Annotated in this window: 16 protein-coding genes; 6 read left to right on the top strand and 10 right to left on the bottom strand. The window is 67.0% G+C overall.

Going from position 1 to position 18061, the window contains the following annotated elements; translation table 11 throughout:
- Window positions 1-2: 2 nt before the first annotated feature.
- A complete protein-coding gene (locus AC5P5R_RS00235; protein WP_099527836.1) occupies window positions 3-998 on the bottom strand; it encodes a polysaccharide lyase in 996 nt (331 codons plus the stop codon).
- Between the two features lie 145 nt (window positions 999-1143).
- Window positions 1144-2952, bottom strand: coding sequence for a DUF885 domain-containing protein (locus tag AC5P5R_RS00230; protein ID WP_099497551.1), 1809 nt, complete (start codon window positions 2950-2952; stop codon window positions 1144-1146).
- A 112-nt stretch (window positions 2953-3064) separates the two neighbouring features.
- Between AC5P5R_RS00230 and AC5P5R_RS00225 the strand changes: the two genes are divergently transcribed.
- Window positions 3065-3421, top strand: a complete 357-nt coding sequence (locus AC5P5R_RS00225) for a GFA family protein (protein WP_164281479.1) — start codon at window positions 3065-3067, stop codon at window positions 3419-3421.
- Window positions 3422-3444: 23 nt separating this feature from the next.
- On the top strand, window positions 3445-4233 hold the full coding sequence (locus AC5P5R_RS00220) for a DUF4349 domain-containing protein (RefSeq protein ID WP_060380984.1): 789 nt from the start codon (window positions 3445-3447) through the stop codon (window positions 4231-4233).
- 31 nt (window positions 4234-4264) lie between these two features.
- Here AC5P5R_RS00220 and AC5P5R_RS00215 read toward each other — a convergent pair whose 3' ends face one another.
- Window positions 4265-4558 (bottom strand): hypothetical protein, encoded by a 294-nt coding sequence (locus AC5P5R_RS00215; protein ID WP_005408721.1) that lies wholly within the window; start codon window positions 4556-4558, stop codon window positions 4265-4267.
- Window positions 4559-4626: 68 nt separating this feature from the next.
- A complete protein-coding gene (locus tag AC5P5R_RS00210) occupies window positions 4627-5571 on the bottom strand; it encodes a LysR substrate-binding domain-containing protein (RefSeq protein ID WP_005408722.1) in 945 nt (314 codons plus the stop codon).
- Window positions 5572-5686: 115 nt separating this feature from the next.
- On the opposite strand from AC5P5R_RS00210, the gene AC5P5R_RS00205 reads away from it, so the two are divergent.
- Entirely contained in the window at window positions 5687-6559 is an 873-nt protein-coding gene (locus AC5P5R_RS00205; RefSeq protein WP_043034843.1) for a DMT family transporter, read from the top strand.
- 576 nt (window positions 6560-7135) lie between these two features.
- Here AC5P5R_RS00205 and AC5P5R_RS00200 read toward each other — a convergent pair.
- Window positions 7136-8038: a peptidylprolyl isomerase gene (locus AC5P5R_RS00200; RefSeq protein ID WP_005412728.1), complete on the bottom strand. Its 903-nt coding sequence runs from the start codon at window positions 8036-8038 to the stop codon at window positions 7136-7138.
- 136 nt (window positions 8039-8174) lie between these two features.
- Here AC5P5R_RS00200 and AC5P5R_RS00195 point away from each other — a divergent pair, with 136 nt between their 5' ends.
- Both AC5P5R_RS00195 and AC5P5R_RS00190 read left to right on the top strand, forming a co-directional pair.
- Window positions 8175-8540, top strand: a complete 366-nt coding sequence (locus AC5P5R_RS00195) for a PadR family transcriptional regulator (RefSeq protein ID WP_005408726.1) — start codon at window positions 8175-8177, stop codon at window positions 8538-8540.
- Window positions 8537-9526, top strand: a complete 990-nt coding sequence (locus AC5P5R_RS00190; RefSeq protein WP_049395934.1) for a sensor domain-containing protein — start codon at window positions 8537-8539, stop codon at window positions 9524-9526. Before AC5P5R_RS00195 ends, AC5P5R_RS00190 begins: the two co-directional genes overlap by 4 nt.
- 109 nt (window positions 9527-9635) lie before the next feature.
- Here the strand turns inward: AC5P5R_RS00190 and AC5P5R_RS00185 are convergent, their stop codons facing one another.
- Together AC5P5R_RS00185 and AC5P5R_RS00180 are read right to left on the bottom strand one after the other, a co-directional pair.
- On the bottom strand, window positions 9636-10943 hold the full coding sequence (locus AC5P5R_RS00185; protein ID WP_005408728.1) for a polyhydroxyalkanoate depolymerase: 1308 nt from the start codon (window positions 10941-10943) through the stop codon (window positions 9636-9638).
- 93 nt (window positions 10944-11036) lie between these two features.
- Entirely contained in the window at window positions 11037-11627 is a 591-nt protein-coding gene (locus AC5P5R_RS00180) for a class I SAM-dependent DNA methyltransferase (RefSeq protein ID WP_005408729.1), read from the bottom strand.
- A gap of 191 nt (window positions 11628-11818) precedes the next feature.
- Between AC5P5R_RS00180 and AC5P5R_RS00175 the strand changes: the two genes are divergently transcribed.
- Entirely contained in the window at window positions 11819-12274 is a 456-nt protein-coding gene (locus AC5P5R_RS00175) for a CopD family protein (protein WP_005408730.1), read from the top strand.
- A gap of 173 nt (window positions 12275-12447) precedes the next feature.
- Here the strand turns inward: AC5P5R_RS00175 and AC5P5R_RS00170 are convergent, their stop codons facing one another.
- The 3 genes from AC5P5R_RS00170 to dnaE form a co-directional block, all read right to left on the bottom strand.
- Complete coding sequence (locus tag AC5P5R_RS00170) at window positions 12448-13407, bottom strand: acetyl-CoA carboxylase carboxyltransferase subunit alpha (protein WP_005408731.1); 960 nt, start codon at window positions 13405-13407, stop codon at window positions 12448-12450.
- Between the two features lie 113 nt (window positions 13408-13520).
- The gene (locus AC5P5R_RS00165; RefSeq protein ID WP_005412733.1) at window positions 13521-14390 is read right to left on the bottom strand and encodes a hypothetical protein; all 870 of its coding nucleotides are present in this window, start codon (window positions 14388-14390) and stop codon (window positions 13521-13523) included.
- 56 nt (window positions 14391-14446) lie between these two features.
- Window positions 14447-18037, bottom strand: coding sequence for a DNA polymerase III subunit alpha (dnaE, locus tag AC5P5R_RS00160; RefSeq protein ID WP_164281481.1), 3591 nt, complete (start codon window positions 18035-18037; stop codon window positions 14447-14449).
- Between the last annotated feature and the right edge of the window lie 24 nt (window positions 18038-18061).

Genomic DNA, 18061 nt, shown 5'->3' with positions numbered 1-18061 from the left:
TGCTAACGCAGCGGCGTGCGCACGATGCCCTGCGTGGCCATCAGCGTAAGGTCGCCGCCCAGCCGTGGCGAGTGGAACGGGCCGCGTGCATGCGCGGCGTCGAACACGCCGCCGTCAGGTGAGCGCAGGCGGTAGAACTCGACCCAGCCGCTGGCCTGCAGGGGCAACTGGGCAACGCCGGTGTGCTGGTTGAACCATGCAGGGTCCTTGCTGCCTTCGATGACGCGGCGGGCAAGGCGGTCAATTGCATGGTCCTTGCTGGCATACCAGTCCTGGCCGCGCAGCCGCGCCAGCTCGGCCATCATCACCAGTGGCGCCAATGCGTAGTCGTGATAGTGCAGGGCCCGTTGCCCGCGGGCCATCTCCAGCGGCAGGCTGCCATCGTCCTGGATGTCATCGATGCCCTTCTGGAACGCGGCGTGGCCGGCCTGCCACAGGGCGTCGTCGTCGGTGGCCAGTCCGGTGGCCAGCACGCCCAGCCCGCCCCAGTAGTAGTGGTTGTTGCGGCGCCGTTTCGGATTGTCCCAGTACGCCAGATTGGCCCGTGCCAGCTTCTGCAGCCACGGATCGATACGCGCACGCTGCTGCGGGTTGGCCTGGTCATGCACTTTCAGGTAGGCCATTGCTACCGCATCGAGCATCCACTGCCGCATGTAGAACGACTGATCGTTGTTGACCCGGATCATCTGCCCGAGCATGGCGCCGTCGTCGGCCCACGCACCCAACCAGCTCAGCGTGCACTGTGCCGCTGCCGGGTCACCGTTGCGCAGGTAGTCATCGCTCATGCGCGCCACGTCGGCGGCATAGCGGTCCAGCGGTGCAGTGGCGTCCTTGTTCTGCTGGTTCAGTACCGGGTCGATGATCGAGCCGACTTTGTCGGTGTAGTAGCCAAGCGCGCGGATGTCCAGCTGGCCGGGCGGCGGCGCGGGGCAGGCGGCGAAGGCACCCGCACTGGCCAGCAGCGTGGGCAGCAGGGCGAGGCGCAAGGGGAGAGACATTGGAAACCGGCGGAAGGGGGAATCCGGCGAACGATGCGCCTGGCCATGTTGCCGGCATGTGATGCGGAGATGGTCTGGCGATCCCCCACAAACAGATCGGCCCGGGTTTCCCCGGGCCGCTCCGCTTCAACTCACACCACCCCGATCACTCGATCGGCTGGTCCAGCATCAGCTGGCGTGCGAAACGCACCGGCGGTGCGCCGTAGGACAGTACCTGGTCGTGGTACGCCTTCAGGTTGAACTTGTCGCCCAGCTTCTCCTGCACCGCCTTGCGGGTGTCGAAGTGTTCCTGCGCACCGACGAAGTAGGTCGGTAGCTGTGCCGAGGTCAGCTGTGCACGCACCCACTTGCCCGCCGCTTCGCTTTCCTGCTGGAACGCGTCGTGGGTCATCAGGTGCATTGCCTTCTCGCGATCCCAGTTGTCCACGTGCACGCCCTGGTCGAGGATCGCGTTGGAGATCGTGCGCAGGTAGAACTTCAGCTGCACCAGGTGGAACAGCGGGTCGTTGTTGAGGTAGCCCTGCTCCTGCATCATGCGCTCGGTGTAGACCGCCCAGCCTTCGGCGAACAGGCCCGAACGCAGCACCGCACGCAGGGTGGAGGGGAACTTGGCCGAATGCCAGCCTTCCAGGTAGTGGCCCGGGGTGCCTTCGTGGATGCTCAGCAGGTGGATCATGCGCGAGTTGTACTCACGCAGGAACGAGTCGACCTGCTTGTCGTTCCAGTCGTCCGGAATCGGCGACACGGCGTAGAAGGTCTTCAGGTTCTTGTCCAGCGGACCCGGTGAATCACAGTAGGCCACGGCCACGCCACGCTGGAATTCCGGCATCAGGATGATGTCCACCGGCGCGTCGGGCAGCGTCATCAGATCGTGCTCGCGCACGAACGCGGTGGACTGCTCCAGTGCGGCCTTGGCATCGTCGACGACCTTGTCGCGTGCCGGCTTGTCGGCGTAGGCCAGCTCCAGCGCAGCTTCAATGGCCTTCTGCTGCTGCTCGCCGGTCGGCTGGGCCGGCATCTCCGGCGCACCCGGCTTGTCCTTCAGCACGGTCTGCGCGATGCCGTACATGTCTTCGCGCACGCGCTTGAGTTCGGCGCGTGCACGCTCACCGATCTCCTGGCGCGACAGCGAGGAGCTCAACGCGAACTTCAGCTTCTGGTCGTACTTTTCCGCACCGATGCGGAAGTCGCCCTTGGCATTCGGCACCAGGGTCTTGTCCAGCCAGGTCTGCTGCTCGTCCACCGCCTTCTTCAGGCCGTCGATGGCGGCCTGCAGACGCTGCTGGTCGGCCTGCGGCAGTTCACCGATGTGCGGGGTGATGAAGGTATCGACGATGCTGAGGATGCCCTTGTTCTGCTTGGCCACCGTCTCGGCATGGATCTTCGGCACGCGCGCCGGATCCAGGTTCTCGCGGGCCTGGGCGAAGATCGCCGGCAGCTTTTCCATGCGCGCGGTGGCCGACTTCAGGCGCTCCGGCAGCGGCGCGAACTCGCGCGCCATCAGGCCGTAGATCGCGCTGCCGGCGATGCCGTTGTACAGCTGCGGGTCCCACTTGCCGGACTGCAGCACTTCGGCGTTCCAGATTTCCGACTGCAGCTGGTTGCGCAGGATCGCTGCGTCCACCTGGTTCTCGCGGCCCAGCTTGGCCACCTCGATCTTGTCCAGCTCGCCCAGCAGCGCCTTGTAGGCTGCCAGGGTCTTCTGCTGGCCGGCGGCACTGAGGTCGTCCAGCTCGCTGTCGTAGCGGTGGTCACCGATCTGGGTAGCGCTGACCGGCGACAGCTGCATCCAGGTGTCCAGGGCGCGCTTGGACAGGTCGGCGAAGGCGGCATCGACCGCCGCGTCACCGGCCTGCTGGCTGGTGGCCGGGGTGGAAGCGTTGGTCGGGGCGTCGGCCGGCTGGCAACCGGCCAGCGCGGCGACCAGGGCGAGGGCAAGAAGATGCGGGCGCATCGGCGTTCCTGTACAGGGTCAAACCCCGAGCATAGGGCCGCGGGGCTGCTTTGTCCCCGTGCCATAGGATTACCATGGGCGCAGACAAGGACCCTCCAGCGGAGCGCAGGACATGCAATACCAGGGAAGCTGCCATTGCGGCAGGATCGCATTCACCGTACAGGCCGGGGCGCCGATCAGCGACGTCATCGACTGCAACTGCTCGATGTGCCGCCGCCGTGGCAGCCTGCTGTGGTTCGCCCCGCGCGAAGCGTTCCAGCTGAGCACCGATCCGGCGGACGTGGCCACCTACCACTTCAACAAGGCCCACATCGACCATCACCATTGCCGCGAATGCGGCATTGCCCCCTACAGCGAGGCGGTGGATCCGCGCAGCGGTATGCCGATGGTGGCGGTGAACGTGCGCTGCGTGCCTGCAGTGGATCTGGCCACGCTGGCGGTGACCTCCTACGACGGGGCCGCACTGTGAGGCCGGTGCGCGCGTGGACGTGCATGGCGGCAATGCCGGTGCTGCTGCTGGCGCTGGGCGCCTGCGCCAAGCAGGGCGACATGGCGGCGGATGCGGGCGCCACGGCGGCCGAGGCTGCCATCGCTTCACCGGAAGGCGCATTCCTCGCCTACGAACACGACGTGCAGGTGCAACTGGAAGCGGCGCAGATCGCACCGCGCATCCAGCATGTGGCACAGGCCTGCCAGAGCGCGAAGTTCGGTGACTGCGCGGTGCTGCAGGTAGACCAGCGCAGCGGCGAGCAGCCCAGCGGCGAGGTCAAGGTGCGGATTGCACCGAAGGGCACCGAGCCGTTGATCGCGTTGGCCGGTGAGGGCGGCACGCTGCAGTCGCGCAACACGCGTGCCGAGGACCTCGCGCAGGCCGTGGCCGACACCGCGCTGACCAAGGCGCGGCTGGAGAAGGAACACGCGCGGCTGCTGGCCTACCAGGACCGCAAGGACCTGAAGATCGAGGACCTGATGGCGATCACCACGCGGCTGTCCGAGATCGAGGCGGGTGTCGAGCAGGCCAGCAAGGATGCCGCGCAGCAGCGCCGGCGCATCGATACCCAGCTGGTGACGATCCATTTCGATACCACGTCCGGCCAGCGCAGCCGCAGCGAGATCGGCGAGGCGCTGAGCGAGTCGGGCAGCATCCTCAGCACCAGCGTTGCGTTCCTGATCCGCGCCGTCGCCGCGCTGCTGCCGGTGGCGGTGCTGGCCTTGATCGCGGCCTGGGGTGTGCGTGCATGGTGGCGCCGCCGCCGTCGCAAGCTGCCGCCCAGCCTCTGAGGTGGAGGCTGATGCCGGCAGCCCGCCGGCATCAGCCCTCGTCGGTCTCGTACTCGACGAACACATCCAGCTCCAGCGCCAGTTCCTGCACTGCGTCGCGCACCTTCTGCGCGGTGCTTTCATTGCCGACTTCCACTTCCAGCTCATGGATGCCCGGGCCGATGTCGTCGGACAGCCCGGCCGAGCTGGAATCGTCGTCGTCCATGTGCGGCATCAGATCGTCGGTTTCCTCGACATGCTCGATGCCCTCCAGGCCGAGCAGCAGGTCGCTGATGGCACGGGCGTCGTCTTCAGTTCCGGTGATGCGCAGTCGCAGCATGGCCATGGCGTAGGTACGTTGTGGAGTTGCCTGCAGCCTAGCCAGCGCCGGGCAAAGAACGGGTGAGGGTGCAGTCAGGCGCGTGTGGCCGGGCGCCCGAGCAGGCTGTCCGGCAATGCGGGAATCGGTGTGCGTTCGTCCTGCGCCTGCTCCAGCAGCCAGTCGATGAACAGGCGTGCGGCCGGGCTGGGCGGTTGTCCTTCGGCATGCACTACGTGATACGCATAGCGCGCCTTCAGCGCCGGGCCGGGCAGGCGCACCACCTCGTAGCGCTGCAGATAGGGCTGGGCGATGTGGGTTCGCGCCAGCACCGCGCCCATGCCATACACCGCTGCACGCATCGCATCGGTGCTGTCGGCGAAGGTGTGCATGGGTGGCAGCGGCGACGGCGTGCGCACGCCGGCGTGGCGGAACCAGTCGCGCCAGCCCTGCGGCGACAGGTCGGTGAGCAGCGGCAGGTCGGCGATGCGCGCCGGATCGACCAGCGTTTCGACGCCGGCCAGTGCCGGTGAGGCGACCGGGAACAGGTAGTCATCCATCAGGTGCTGCGCACGCAGGCCGGGCCATTGGCCCAGGCCGTAGCGGATGCCCACTTCCGGGCCGTTGTCGTCATAGCGATCCAGCCCGCTGCCGGTATGCAGTTCGATGCGGATGTGCGGGTAGGCCTGGGTGAAGCGCGGCAGCCGTGGCAGCAGCCAGCAGTAGGACAGCGAGCGCAGCGTGGTGATCCGCAGCGGCACGCTGTCGGCATCCGGCTGCAGGTGATGGGCGACGGCCGCGACATCGGTGAAGGCGGCGCTGGCGGCGTCGGCCAGTTGCCTGCCCTCGGCAGTCAGGCGCACTCCGCGGGCGTGGCGTAGGAACAGCCGTACTTCCAGCACTTCTTCCAGGCGGCGGACGTGGTGGCTGACCGCGCTGGCGGTCAGGTGCAGCTCCTGGGCGGCCTGGGCGAAGTTCTGGTGGCGCGCGGCGACCGCGAACACGGCCAGTGCGGGTAGCAGGGAAGGGCGTAGCAGCATGTCGAGCCTCAAACCATATTTGTGGCTGGCAGCGATACTACGCGCTTGTGCGGCGGGCGTCTGCGCCTGATCCTGTCCGCCTTGGCGAGGAATTGACGATGTACGGAGGCAAGGCATGAATGCGGTCCCACAGGCGGCCGAGCGCGATTGGCGCACGCCGCTGGAATTGACCCTGCTGGGCGCCATCTGGGGCTGCTCGTTCCTGTTCATGCGGGTGGCGGTGCCGTCGTTCGGCCCGTTCGCGCTGGTCGAAGTGCGGCTGGTGCTGGGTGCGCTGGTGCTGCTGCCGTTCCTGTGGCGCGCCCGCGCGCAGTTCCCGCCGCGGCGCTGGCTGTGGCTGGCACCGATCGGCCTGATCAACTCGGCGTTGCCGTTCGTGCTGTTCGCCTATGCAGCGGAACAGGCGCCGGCGGCGATCGGCGCGATCTGCAATGCGATGACCGTGCTGTTCGCCGCGCTGATCGCCTTCCTGTTCTTCGGCGAGAAGATCGGCTTGCGCCGCGCCGGTGCCTTGCTGGTTGGCTTCGCTGGCGTAGTGGTGCTGGCCACCGCCAAGGTTTCCGGCCTGAGTATCGGCACCGCGGTGCTGGCCGGTGCGGCGGCTTCGCTGCTGTACGGCCTGGGCGTGAACCTGGTGAAGCGGCACATGACCGGCCTGCCGTCGGCGGCCGCGGCGGCGGCAACGCTGTCGTGTGCCTCGCTGTGGATGCTGCCGATGGCGGTGAGCCACTGGCCGCAGGCGGCGATTCCGCTGAAGGCCTGGGGCGCGGCCGTCGCACTGGGCGTGGCCTGCACCGGGCTGGCGTTCCTGATGTTCTACCGCCTGATCGGCCGTATCGGCCCGTCACGGGCGTCGACGGTGACCTACCTGATTCCGCTGTTCGGCGCGGCGTTTGCGTGGTTGTTCCTGGGTGAGGCGGTGACCGTGCAGATGCTGATTGCGGGTGTGTTGATTCTGGGTAGCGTGGCGGTGAGCCAGAAGGGCTGAGGAATTGGCGTTTTGCGCGTTGCGCGTGCTGAAGGTGCTTCACTGTTCATGGGCGTTACTTTTCTTTGTACGCAAAGAAAAGTAACCAAAAGAAACGTTCCGCCGGCCGCGAGCCGGTGCTGCGCACCGGTGCCCTGCGCTCCTCGGCCCGTCGAGGGACGGCGCGGGAACTCGCTGCGCTCAGACACCCGCGCCTCTTCGCCCTCGCCGGACCTGCGGTGCTCGGCTCGCTCAAGGCGGATCCAAGATCAAAGGCAGAAGCGGTCGCTTCGCTCGCCGGGCCCGGCCCGGCACTACCATGCATCGTCGTGCAGCTGTGGCTCTTGACCTTGGGTCCGCCTTGAGTGAGCCGAGCATCGCAGGGGAATCAGGGGCGAAGAGGTGCCGATGTCTGAGCGCAGCGAGTTCGGCACCGTCCCCTGATTCACCGAGAAGCGCAGGGGACCGACGTGCGAAGCACGGCGGCTCGCGACCTGGCGGCGCGTTTCTTTTGGTTACTTTTCTTTTCGCGCGAAAAGAAAAGTGACGCCCATGAACAGTGAAGCACCTTCAGCACGCGTCACGCGCAGGAAACCATCAGCGCACCGGCACCGGAATATTGCACAGATCGATATGCCCGGCCGGACGCTTGTAGAAATCATCCACGCGATTACGCCGTGCCTCCACCGTATCGGCAAAGGTCTTCGAGTCGGTACGCAGTACCTGGATCGGCGTGCGCTCTGCCGCCGGTACGTCGCTGGCGCGGCGGATCGACACGATCGGCGTACGCAGCTTCGGGTCGGTGTAGAAGCCCATCGGCGCCGGTCCGCGCGGGATCGCGCTGAGCAGCTCCATGCCCTTCAGCACGCGGCCGACGAGGGTGATGTTGCGGTCCAGCTGGCGCGGCGACTGGCCGGTCACCACGTACAGTTCGGCGCCGATGCTGCTGTCTTCTTCATTGCTGCGGCCGGCGCCGAGCATGCCGTAGCAGTGCGCCAGCCAGGCCTTGCCGGCCTGCGGGTCCTGGCCGACCGGGAAGCCGTCGACGAAACCAGTCTGCGCAGCCCAGCCATCGCGGTCCGGCAGCACGCTGACCTTCAGGCCGGCGCTGGCGCGTTCGAACTCGGCCGGCAGCTTGCGCGCGGCGCTGCCGAACGGCCTGGCCTTGGCCGCGTCATCGGCGTCGGCATCGCCGAACTGCACCACGAAATTGTCCTGCGAGCGGTAGATGCTGGTGCCGTCCCAGAAGTGCTCATGGGCGAAGGTCTGGATGTTGGCGACATGGCGCGGGGCGAACTGCGGCGCCAGCTCGATGATCACCCGCCCCGCCGGCAGGTCCATGTACAGCAGGTTGGCCGGGTCCGGGGTGCGCCAGTCGCTGGCCGCCGATGCGTCGAGGATCTGCTGCGGGCTGCGGTAGGGCGTGGCCGAACTGGCCATGGCGGGCAGCAGGCAGGACAGGGCGAGGGCGGTCAGGGCAAGGCGACGAAGGTGCGGCATGGGATCCCCGGAACATGAACGAGGCTTCGATTCTGCGCGAGCGGCCCGGCCACGCCAACCGGCACGATGACTAACGACACATTCGCTATACCGAACTTCGCACTACTGTGGACTTCAACGTAGTGGAGGGCCGGTCATGTCCGAGGACGATGTCCAGCTGAAGAAGTTCCAGAAGGAGCTCAGCGCCGGAACGGTGTCGCTGGCCCTGCTGGCGGTGCTGGCCCGGGCCGGGGAGCCGCTGTACGGCTACCTCATTGCCAAGGAGCTGGAGCGGGTGGGCGAGGGCGTGCTGAGCGGCAAGCAGAGCGCGCTGTACCCGGTGCTGCGCAACCTGGAGGCTGCCGGTCTGCTGGAAAGCCACGTGGAGCCGTCCAGCAGCGGTCCGCCGCGGCGCTACTACCGCATCAATGAACGTGGCCGCGAGGTGCTGGCGCAGTGGCGCCACGCCTGGCAGGCCACCCGCGATTCCGTCGATTCCGTGTTGGAGGGGGTACCGCAATGAACGACCCGAGCCTGGCAGGCCGAGCCCTGCCCACGACCATCCCGCAGTACCTGGCGCAGCTGCGTGTGGCGCTGGAAGGTGCCGACCCGGCGATGGTGCAGGACGCGCTGTACGACGCCGAGGAATACCTGCGCTCGGAGCTGGCGGCGCAGCCCGGCCGCAGCGAGGCCGAGGTGATCGCCGACGTCGCTGGCAGCTATGGCGCCCCGGACGAAGTGGCCGAGATCTATCGCGAGACCGAAGTGACGGTGAACCGCGCGCTGCGTACGCCACGTGCAGATACCGCGCCGGTGCTGCGCGCGGCGGCGGAAGCCAGTGGCGTCGAGCCGGCCGCACCGCCGCCGGCACCGGTGCAGCGCTCGCTGCTGGCGCGTTTCTTCGGCGTGGTGACCGATCCGCACACCTACGGTGCGCTGTTCTACATGCTGCTGTCGCTGGCTACCGGCATCTTCTTCTTCACCTGGGTGGTGACCGGCCTGTCGCTGTCGCTGGGCCTGCTGATCCTGATCGTGGGCATTCCGCTGACCGTGCTGTTCTTCGGCTCGGTGCGCGGGCTGGCGCTGCTGGAAGGGCGGCTGGTGGAAGCGCTGCTGGGAGAACGCATGCCGCGCCGCCCGCGTTACACCGATCGCAGCCGCACCTGGCTGCAGCGCATCGGCGACATGTTCACCGATGGCCGCACCTGGCTGACCCTGCTGTACTTCGTGCTGATGCTGCCGCTGGGCGTCATCTACTTCACCCTCGCGGTGACGCTGCTGTCGCTGTCGCTGAGCCTGATCTGGGCGCCGGTCGCGGCGATCTTCAGTGGCGACATTCCGGGCGTGTACGTCGATGGCGTGAACGTACTGCCGATGGCTGCATCGCCGCTGGTGGCGATCACGGTTGCTGCGGCGGGCGCGCTGCTGCTGCTGCTGACGATGCATCTGGCACGCGGCATCGGCAAGCTGCACGGTCTGATCGCCAAGAACCTGCTGGTGCGGTTGTAACAGGCCAGGGGTCGGATCCCTGTTCGCAGAACAGGGCTCTGACCCCGGATCCCATCATGCTGGGGTCAGAGCCCTTTCCGTTGGAAAGGGATCCGACCCCTGCCGGGAATCAGCCCGCCTTTCGCCGCAACGGGGTGACGTTGCTCTTCTTCTTCGTGGCCTTCGCCGCCGGTGCTTCGGCATGCGCGGCGAAGAAGTCGCGCACCTTCGGGTACACCACTTCGCGCCAGCGACGGCCGCTGAAGATGCCGTAGTGGCCGGCACCTTCGACGATGAAATGCTCACGGCGGTCCGCAGTGATGCCGGTGCACAGCGCCTGTGCGGCTTCGGTCTGGCCGAGGCCGGCGATATCGTCCAGCTCGCCCTCGATGCTCAGCAGCGCGGTATCGCGGATCGCCGACGGATCGACCTTCTCGCCGTTGACCACCCACTCACCACGCGGCAGCAGGAAGTCCTGGAACACCACGCGGATCGTATCCAGGTAGTACCTGGCCGGCATGTCCAGCACCGCGTTGTACTCGTCGTAGAAACGACGGTGCGCGTCGGCGTCTTCCAGGTCGCCCTTGACCAGGTCGGTGTAGAAATCCCAGTGCGAACTGAAGTGGCGGCTCGGGTTCATCGACAGGAAGCCGGCGTGCTGCAGGAAGCCCGGGTACACGCGGCGACCGGCGCCGGGATAGCTGGCCGGCACGGTGTGGATGACGTTGTTCTCGAACCACGACAGCGGGTTCTGCGTGGCCAGGTTGTTCACTGCGGTCGGGCTGCATCGCGCATCGATCGGGCCACCCATCATCACCAGCGTGCGCGGCGTCGGTTCGCCACGGCTGGCCATCAGCGAAACCGCGGCCAGCACCGGTACGGTCGGCTGGCACACGCTCACCACGTGCAGGCGCTCCACGCCGAGGTGGCGGATGAATTCCTGGATGTAGGCGATGTAGTCGTCCAGGCCGAATTCGCCTTCGCTGGCCGGCACCATGCGCGCGTCCACCCAGTCGGTGACGTACACGCGGTGGTCGCGCAGCAGCGTGCGCACGGTATCGCGCAGCAGCGTGGCATGGTGGCCTGACAGCGGCGCAACGACCAGCACGAACGGCTGGTTGAGCATCGTGTGCAGCTGGTCGGCTTCATTGCTGTGGCGCTTGAAGCGCAGCAGCTTGCAGAACGGCTTGCTTACTTCCTCGTGCACGACGATCGGCACGCGTTCGCCATCGACGTCGATTTCGTTGATGCCCCACTCGGGCTTCTCGTAATCCTTGCCGATGCGGTGGAAGAGTTCATTGACCGCCGCCAGGCGATCAGCGCCGGGCATCTGCGACCACCAGTGGCCCTGGTTGGCGAAGAACCTGGCGTTGGCCTGGGCCTGGTGCACCCAGGGGGCGAGCAGGTTGCGGGTCAGTTCGTGCAGTTGATAGAGCATGACGACCGAATATGTATGGTCATATGTTGCCGCGCAGCATATCCCATCCGGGTGTCCCGCAGGTTAAGTCGGCTGAAAATAATGAATCTGGATTCACATCCGTTCCAGCGCGGCCGCATCGCCTGCCAGGGCGGGGCCGAGCCAGCAGTGCGACCCCACCGGCTGCAGGCCATGCCGGGCCAGCGTGCGGCGGTACCAGCGCGCCGGGCGCGCCTGGAAGCCGTCGTGGTCGCCTTCGAACGCGTCCTCGGCGGCGAAGGTCTCCAGGAAGGCCACGCCGCCCGTCAGCTCTGCCACGCCGGCCAGTCCGGCGCGCAGCTCGCGGTCGGGCACGTAGTGCATCACGTCCGAGCAGACCAGCAGGTCGACCGGGGCACAGGGCCGCAGCCAGGCGAAATCGCCGAAGCGGGCCATGTGCAGGTTGCGGGTCCTGCCGTAGCGGCGCACAGCGTACTCGCTGCTGTCGAAGCCGAGGTATTCGACCTTCGGACGCAGCTTCAGCAGCGGTGCGCGCCAGGCGCCTTCGCCGCAGCCGATGTCCAGCACGCTGCGGATCGGTCGTTCCAGGTAGTACTCGGCACTGGCCACGGCCAGGGCGACCTTTCGCGCCAGGCGGGCGCTGCCGCCGATGTCGGCACGGCGGTACCAGCGTTGGAAATAGGCGGCGTCGTAGGTCTTGTCCATGGGGCGGTGCGCGATCGGGGAAAACGGCGACTATCGTACGGTGTTGCGCCCCCGGGGGGGGGGGGCGGACCTGCAGTAGAGCCACGCCATGGGTGGCTGCCATGCTGCGGCGATTGGACGCGGCAGCCACCCATGGGGTGGCTCTACTGCGACAATGGGTACCCATCTACGCCAGCCGCCGGAGCGAGCGCATGCAGAGCTACTACTGGGTCAAGACCTTCCACATCGTGTTCGTGGTGGCGTGGATGGCCACGGTGTTCTACCTGCCGCGCATCCTGGTGAACCTGGCCGAGACTGCGGGCCAGCCGGCGGTGACCGAGCGCCTGCAGCTGATGGGCCTGCGCCTGTACCGCTTCGGCCACTCGATGTTCGGCCTGGCATTCCTGCTGGGCCTGGTGCTGTGGCTGGGCTACAAGGTCATCCCCGATTTCCCGACCATGGTCGCGCCTGGTGGCGCCGGCTGGCTGCATGCCAAGCTGGGGCTGGTGGTGCTGCTGCTGGTGTACTTCGGCTGGATCGGCCGCCTGCTCAAGGGCGTGGCCAAGGGCAGGGCGCTGCCGTCGTCGCGCGCGCTGCGCTGGATCAACGAGATCCCGCTGCTGGCCTTCATTCCGATCGTATGGCTGGTGCTGGCCAAGCCGTTCTGAGGCGGGGTCATCTGCACCCGGTAGATCCACGCCATGCGTGGATGCCGTCAGGGCGCAAACGAAAGCGCCGGGCATTTGCCCGGCGCTTTCGTTTCTGCAATCACCTGCGTGTTGCCGGCCAGCGGCCGGCACTACCAGGCCTACCTGCATGCTGGCCAGCGGCCGGCACTACGTCAGGCTGCTTCGTACGTGCCGTAGCTGCGCAGGCGCGCGTAGCGCTGTTCCAGCAGCTGTTCGGTGGACAGCTTGTCCAGCGCATCCAGCTCGTTCAGCAGCACCGCCTTCAGGCGCTTGGCCATCTGCGTCGGGTTGCGGTGGGCGCCGCCGGTGGGCTCGCGCACGACCTTGTCGACCAGGCCCAGGCTCTTCAGGCGCGGGGCGGTCAGGCCCAGCTGTTCGGCCGCGTCCTTGGCCTTGCCGGCGTCCTTCCACAGGATCGAGGCGCAGCCTTCCGGGGTGATGGTCGAGTACACCGCGTATTCCAGCATCACGGTGCGGTCGCCCACGCCCAGCGCCAGCGCCCCGCCGGAGCCGCCTTCACCGATCACGGTGCAGATGATCGGCACCTTCAGTTCGGCCATCTCGATCAGGTTGCGCGCGATCGCTTCGGACTGGCCGCGCGATTCGGCGTCGATGCCCGGCCAGGCGCCAGCGGTGTCGATCAGGGTCAGCACCGGCAGGCCGAAGCGCTCGGCCATCTTCATCAGGCGCAGGGCCTTGCGGTAGCCCTCCGGCTTGGGCATGCCGAAGTTGCGCTTGATCTTCTCCTTGGTGTCACGGCCCTTCTGGTGGCCGATCACCATCACTGCACGGCCGTTGATGCGGGCCAGGCCACCCATGATCGCCTTGTCGTCGGCGAAGGCACGGTCGCCGGCCAGCTCCTGGAACTCATCGAACATGACGCGGAGGTAGTCGGCGGTGTAAGGGCGCGACGGATGACGTGCCAGCTGCAGCACCTGCCACGAGGTCAGGTTGCGGAAGATCTGCGCGGTGCGCATGCGCAGCTTGTCCTGCAGCGCGTGCACTTCCGCCTCGACATTGACCGCCGGCCCGGCACTGGCGTTGCGCAGTTCCTGGATCTTGGCTTCCAGGTCGGCGATGGGTTGCTCGAAGTCGAGGTAGTTCGGATTCATCGGAAGCCGTCGTGTAAAGAAGAGGGGAATTCTAGCCGAATGCGCGCAAACCACCCGTACGCCTTCGTCTGGAAGGCGACGGTAGCGCAGCCGGGCGGGGCGCGCCAGTCAGCTCAGGGTACCACCAGGGCGCTGCGGCCCATCAGCTGGCTGCGCTGGGAAACGAAGTCGTTGTAGGCCTCGTTGGCGTCACGGCCCAGCCCGCTGCCCAGCGTGGCGGTGGCCGAGGTGAAGGCCATCTGCGCGGCGAAGTCCTGCTTGCGCAGCGCCTTCTGTTCATCGGCGGTGGTCGCCTTCAGCCAGCGCGCATAGACCTCGCGCAGCGGCGCGGCGTGGGCCTCGAAGGCCGGCACCAGCGCCGGCAGGCTGGCCGGGGCCGGTTCCAGGCTGAACGCCGGGGCCACGTAGCCAGCCGGCTGCTCGCGCTTGAACGCGCCGGGCTCGCCCATGCCTTCTTCCACGTAAGCGATGAAGTCCGTGGCGGTGAACACCTTGGCCACGATCTGGCCGCCGCTGGCGTCGACGTGGGCCACCACCTTTTCCTTCGGGAAGGGCTCGCGCACGCCGTAGGTCCAGGTCTTGTCGATGAACAGGTCGTGGCTCTTCTCGAACGGGCCCTCGAAGGCGACGCCGCCCAGCTCGATGCCGGCCTTGCCGGTGCCGAAGTTCTTCAGCTTGCTCTCGTCGGTGACATAGACCTCGCGGGCGATCACGTACTCGCTCAGGGTCGGGTTGATCAGGCCGCCACGGCCATCGACGTAGACGATGAAGCGCACGTCGCCCAGTTTGTCGGTGTGCAGGCGGTGCTCACCGACAGCGAGCGAGATCGGGCGCGTGCCCTGTGCGGCCACCGGCAGGTCCTTGCCATCGATGCTCAGGGCCAGCGGCGCATCGGTCGGGTTGTCGATCTGGAACTCGACCTTCGATGGCGAGCAGGCGGCCAGGGCCAGCGCGGCAGCGAACGGGAACAGCAGGGTCTTCATTGGCAATCGTCCTTGATGACTGGAACGGGAAAAACAGGAATACGGAGGAGCCGACCTCAGCTGGCCCACGGTGGGCTGTAGCGCACTTTCAGCGTGCGCACGGCGGGGTCGGCGCGCAGCGCCTCCATCAACTTGGAATCGATGCGCACCGCGCTCTGCCCGGACACATCGAGCATGCCGGCGACGCCGCCGTGCGGGCCCTTCAGCAGCAGGTCCAGGCGCAGCGGCGTGCGCCCCGGGCGATGGCGGTCCAGCAGCGCATTGACGCGCTCCCAGACCGGGCGCTGCTGGCGCAGGTCCAGGCGCAGCGACAGCCGCGTGGCGTAGTTGGCGCAGACTTCGTCGAAGTCCCAGCACTGGCGGATGCGCAGCGCGAAGCCGCCGTTGAATTCGTCCTCACGCAGGCCGCCCTTGACCACCAGGATGCGGTCCTTGGTCATCAGGTGGCCGAACTCGGCCATCGCGTCGGAGAACGCACTGCACTCGACGCGGCCGCGGCCGTCTTCAAGCTGGATGAAAATCTGGCTCTCGCCCTTGCGGCGCACGCCGACCACCTGGCCGGCCAGCACGGTCTGTACTTCCGGGCGCCAGCGCTTTTCGCCGCCACCACCGCCACCGCTGTTGGCGCTCCAGATCTTCTCCACCGAGCCCAGGTCGTTGCCGACCAGGTCGCGTACATCATCGCGCCAGGGATCGAACGGGTGGCCACTGAGATAGAAGCCCAGCGTGTCGCGCTCGCCGTTGAGGCGCTGCAGCAGCGGCCATTCTTCGGCTTCGGGTAGGTCCAGCTGGATCGTGGTCGCGCTCGGGTCCGGGCCACCGAACAGCGAGTTCTGTCCCGAAGCGCGCTCGCGGGCCATCTGGTCGGTAGCCTTGATCACCTCCGGCAGCTGCAGCATCAGCGAGGCACGGTTGCGGCCAAGCTCGTCCAACGCACCACAGTTGATCATCGCTTCCAGCGTGCGTCGGTTGAGCTTGGCCGAGCCGACGCGGGTGCAGAAGTCGAGCAGGTCCTTGAACGGGCCGCCCTTCAGTCGCTCCTCGACCACCGCCTCGCAGGCACCCTGGCCGACGCCCTTGATCGCACCGAGGCCGTACTGGATGGTGTCCGGGGTCACCGCTTCGAACATGAAGGCCGACTGGTTCACCTTGGGCGGCAGCACGGTCAGGCCGAGGTTACGCACCTCGTCGAGGAAGCCGACCACCTTGTCGGTGTTGTCCAGATCGGACGACAGCGTGGCCGCCATGAACTCGGCCGGGTAATGGCGTTTCAGCCATGCGGTCTGGTAACTGACCAGCGCGTAGGCGGCGGCGTGCGACTTGTTGAAGCCGTAGCCGGCGAACTTCTCCATCAGGTCGAAGATCGCGTCGGCCTTGGCTTCGTCCACGCCGTCCTTGGCCGCACCTTCGCGGAAGATCTCGCGGTGCTTGGCCATTTCGGCCGGCACCTTCTTGCCCATCGCACGGCGCAGCAGGTCGGCGCCGCCCAGCGAGTAGCCGCCGACGATCTGCGCCATCTGCATCACCTGCTCCTGGTACACCATGATGCCGTAGGTGTCTTTCAGGATCGCTTCGGTGCGCGGATCGGGATAGATGATTTCTTCCTGGCCGTGCTTACGCGCATTGAAGGAGGGAATCAGGTCCATCGGGCCGGGGCGGTACAACGACACCAGCGCGATCAGGTCTTCGAAACGATCGGGGCGCGCGTCCTTCAGCAGGCGGCGCATGCCCGAGGATTCGAACTGGAACACTGCGCCCGTATTGCCGTTGGCGAAGATGTCCTTGTAGGTGGGCGTGTCGTCCAGCGGAATCGCGGCGATGTCCACCGGCGGAATGCCGGCGCGCTCATGGCGCTTGTTGATCGCCTTCACCGCCCAGTCGATGATGGTCAGCGTGCGCAGGCCGAGGAAGTCGAACTTCACCAGGCCCACTTCTTCCACGTCGTTCTTGTCGAACTGGGTGACCGGGTTCTTGCCGAGGCCGTTCTCGTCGTGTTCGGCGTACAGCGGGCAGAACTCGCTCAGCGGCTCGGGCCCGATCACCACGCCACCGGCGTGCTTGCCGGCGTTGCGGGTCAGGTCTTCCAGCTGCAGCGCCAGGTCGATCAGGTCGCGGACATCGTCCTCGGTCTCGTAGCGCTGGATCAGTTCCGGCGACGCCATTTCCGAGCTGGGGCCTTCCTTGCCCTTGCCCAGTGCATCCTTCAGGTGGATGCCGAGGATGTTCGGGATCAGCTTGGAAACACCGTCGACCAGGCCGTACGGGAAGCCGAGCACGCGGCCGGAGTCGCGCACCACCGCCTTGGCGGCCATGGTGCCGTAGGTGATGATCTGGCTGACGCGCTCGCGCCCGTACTTGCGCGCGACGTAGTCGATCACCTCGTCGCGGCGGTCCATGCAGAAGTCGATGTCGAAGTCGGGCATCGACACGCGTTCCGGGTTCAGGAAGCGCTCGAACAGCAGGTTGTACGGCAGTGGGTCCAGATCGGTGATCTTCAGCGCCCACGCCACCAGCGAACCGGCACCCGAACCACGGCCCGGGCCGATCGGGATGCCCTGGTTCTTGCCCCACTGGATGAAGTCGGCCACGATCAGGAAGTAGCCGGGGAAACCCATCTTGATGATGGTGTTGAGCTCGAACTCCAGGCGCTCGAAATAATCTTCGCGGGTCTTGCCCGGCGCCAGCGGATTCTTCTCCAGGCGCTCTTCCAGGCCGTCGCGCGACATCTTCTGGATCCAGGTGTCCAGGGTCTCGTCGTCGGGCACCGGGTAATTGGGCAGGAAGTAGGTGCCCAGCCGCATCTCGATGTTGCAGCGCTCGGCCAGCGCCAGCGTGTTGTCGATGGCATCGGGAATGTCGGCGAACAGCGCACACATCTCTTCGGCCGATTTCAGGTACTGCTGGTCGCTGTACTCGCGCGGGCGCTTGGGGTCGTCCAGCACGCGGCCGGTGGAAATGCACACGCGCGCTTCGTGCGCGCTGAAATCGGTGGGCGCCAGGAAGCGCACATCATTGCTGGCCACCACCGGCAGGCCACGCTGGCCGGCGGCCATCAGCGCGAACTGGTTGAAGGTTTCCTCGCCCTCGCGGCCGGTGCGGGTCAGCTCCAGGTGCAGGCCATCGCCGAACACGCGCTGCCAATCGGCCAGCTGCTGCTCGGCCAGTTCATGCTTGCCGTCCAGCGCCAGGCGCCCGGCCAGGCTCTGCCGGCCGGCCAGCGCGAACAGGTTGGCGTTGCCGGCCTTCAGCCAGTCCGGATGGATGGCCACGCCGCCTTCGGGGCGATGGCCTTCCATCCACGCGCGGGTCAGCAGCCGCGACAGGCTCAGGTAGCCCTCGCGGTCGCGGCACAGCAGGGTCATCCGCCACGGATCCTGCCCTTCCTCGGCGATCAGCACGTCGGCGCCGGCGATAGGCTTGATGCCCACGCCTTCGGCCGCCTTGTAGAACTTGACCAGGGCGAACAGGTTGTTGAGGTCGGTCACCGCCAGCGCGGGCAGGCCGAGTTCGACCGAGCGTGACAGCAGGTTGGCCTGCTTGGCCTTCTTCGGGTCCGCCTGGTCCGGCTTGGCCGGCACACGGATGGTGGAGTCCGCCAGCGAGAACTCGGTGTGGACGTGGAGATGTACGAAGCGGGAGTTGGACATGCCGGACCAGGTTGGAGCGCGCGG

Source organism: Stenotrophomonas sp. YJH_SMC_19 (assembly GCF_059367915.1).
This window is presented reverse-complemented; position numbering and strand designations above follow the sequence as displayed.

Coding starts and splice junctions, on each gene's coding strand:
- AC5P5R_RS00235 (WP_099527836.1), bottom strand. CDS start 998: ATGTCTCTCCCCTTGCGCCTCGCCCTGCTGCCCACGCTGCTGGCCAGT.
- AC5P5R_RS00230 (WP_099497551.1), bottom strand. CDS start 2,952: ATGCGCCCGCATCTTCTTGCCCTCGCCCTGGTCGCCGCGCTGGCCGGT.
- AC5P5R_RS00225 (WP_164281479.1), top strand. CDS start 3,065: ATGCAATACCAGGGAAGCTGCCATTGCGGCAGGATCGCATTCACCGTA.
- AC5P5R_RS00220 (WP_060380984.1), top strand. CDS start 3,445: ATGGCGGCAATGCCGGTGCTGCTGCTGGCGCTGGGCGCCTGCGCCAAG.
- AC5P5R_RS00215 (WP_005408721.1), bottom strand. CDS start 4,558: ATGGCCATGCTGCGACTGCGCATCACCGGAACTGAAGACGACGCCCGT.
- AC5P5R_RS00210 (WP_005408722.1), bottom strand. CDS start 5,571: ATGCTGCTACGCCCTTCCCTGCTACCCGCACTGGCCGTGTTCGCGGTC.
- AC5P5R_RS00205 (WP_043034843.1), top strand. CDS start 5,687: ATGAATGCGGTCCCACAGGCGGCCGAGCGCGATTGGCGCACGCCGCTG.
- AC5P5R_RS00200 (WP_005412728.1), bottom strand. CDS start 8,038: ATGCCGCACCTTCGTCGCCTTGCCCTGACCGCCCTCGCCCTGTCCTGC.
- AC5P5R_RS00195 (WP_005408726.1), top strand. CDS start 8,175: ATGTCCGAGGACGATGTCCAGCTGAAGAAGTTCCAGAAGGAGCTCAGC.
- AC5P5R_RS00190 (WP_049395934.1), top strand. CDS start 8,537: ATGAACGACCCGAGCCTGGCAGGCCGAGCCCTGCCCACGACCATCCCG.
- AC5P5R_RS00185 (WP_005408728.1), bottom strand. CDS start 10,943: ATGCTCTATCAACTGCACGAACTGACCCGCAACCTGCTCGCCCCCTGG.
- AC5P5R_RS00180 (WP_005408729.1), bottom strand. CDS start 11,627: ATGGACAAGACCTACGACGCCGCCTATTTCCAACGCTGGTACCGCCGT.
- AC5P5R_RS00175 (WP_005408730.1), top strand. CDS start 11,819: ATGCAGAGCTACTACTGGGTCAAGACCTTCCACATCGTGTTCGTGGTG.
- AC5P5R_RS00170 (WP_005408731.1), bottom strand. CDS start 13,407: ATGAATCCGAACTACCTCGACTTCGAGCAACCCATCGCCGACCTGGAA.
- AC5P5R_RS00165 (WP_005412733.1), bottom strand. CDS start 14,390: ATGAAGACCCTGCTGTTCCCGTTCGCTGCCGCGCTGGCCCTGGCCGCC.
- dnaE (WP_164281481.1), bottom strand. CDS start 18,037: ATGTCCAACTCCCGCTTCGTACATCTCCACGTCCACACCGAGTTCTCG.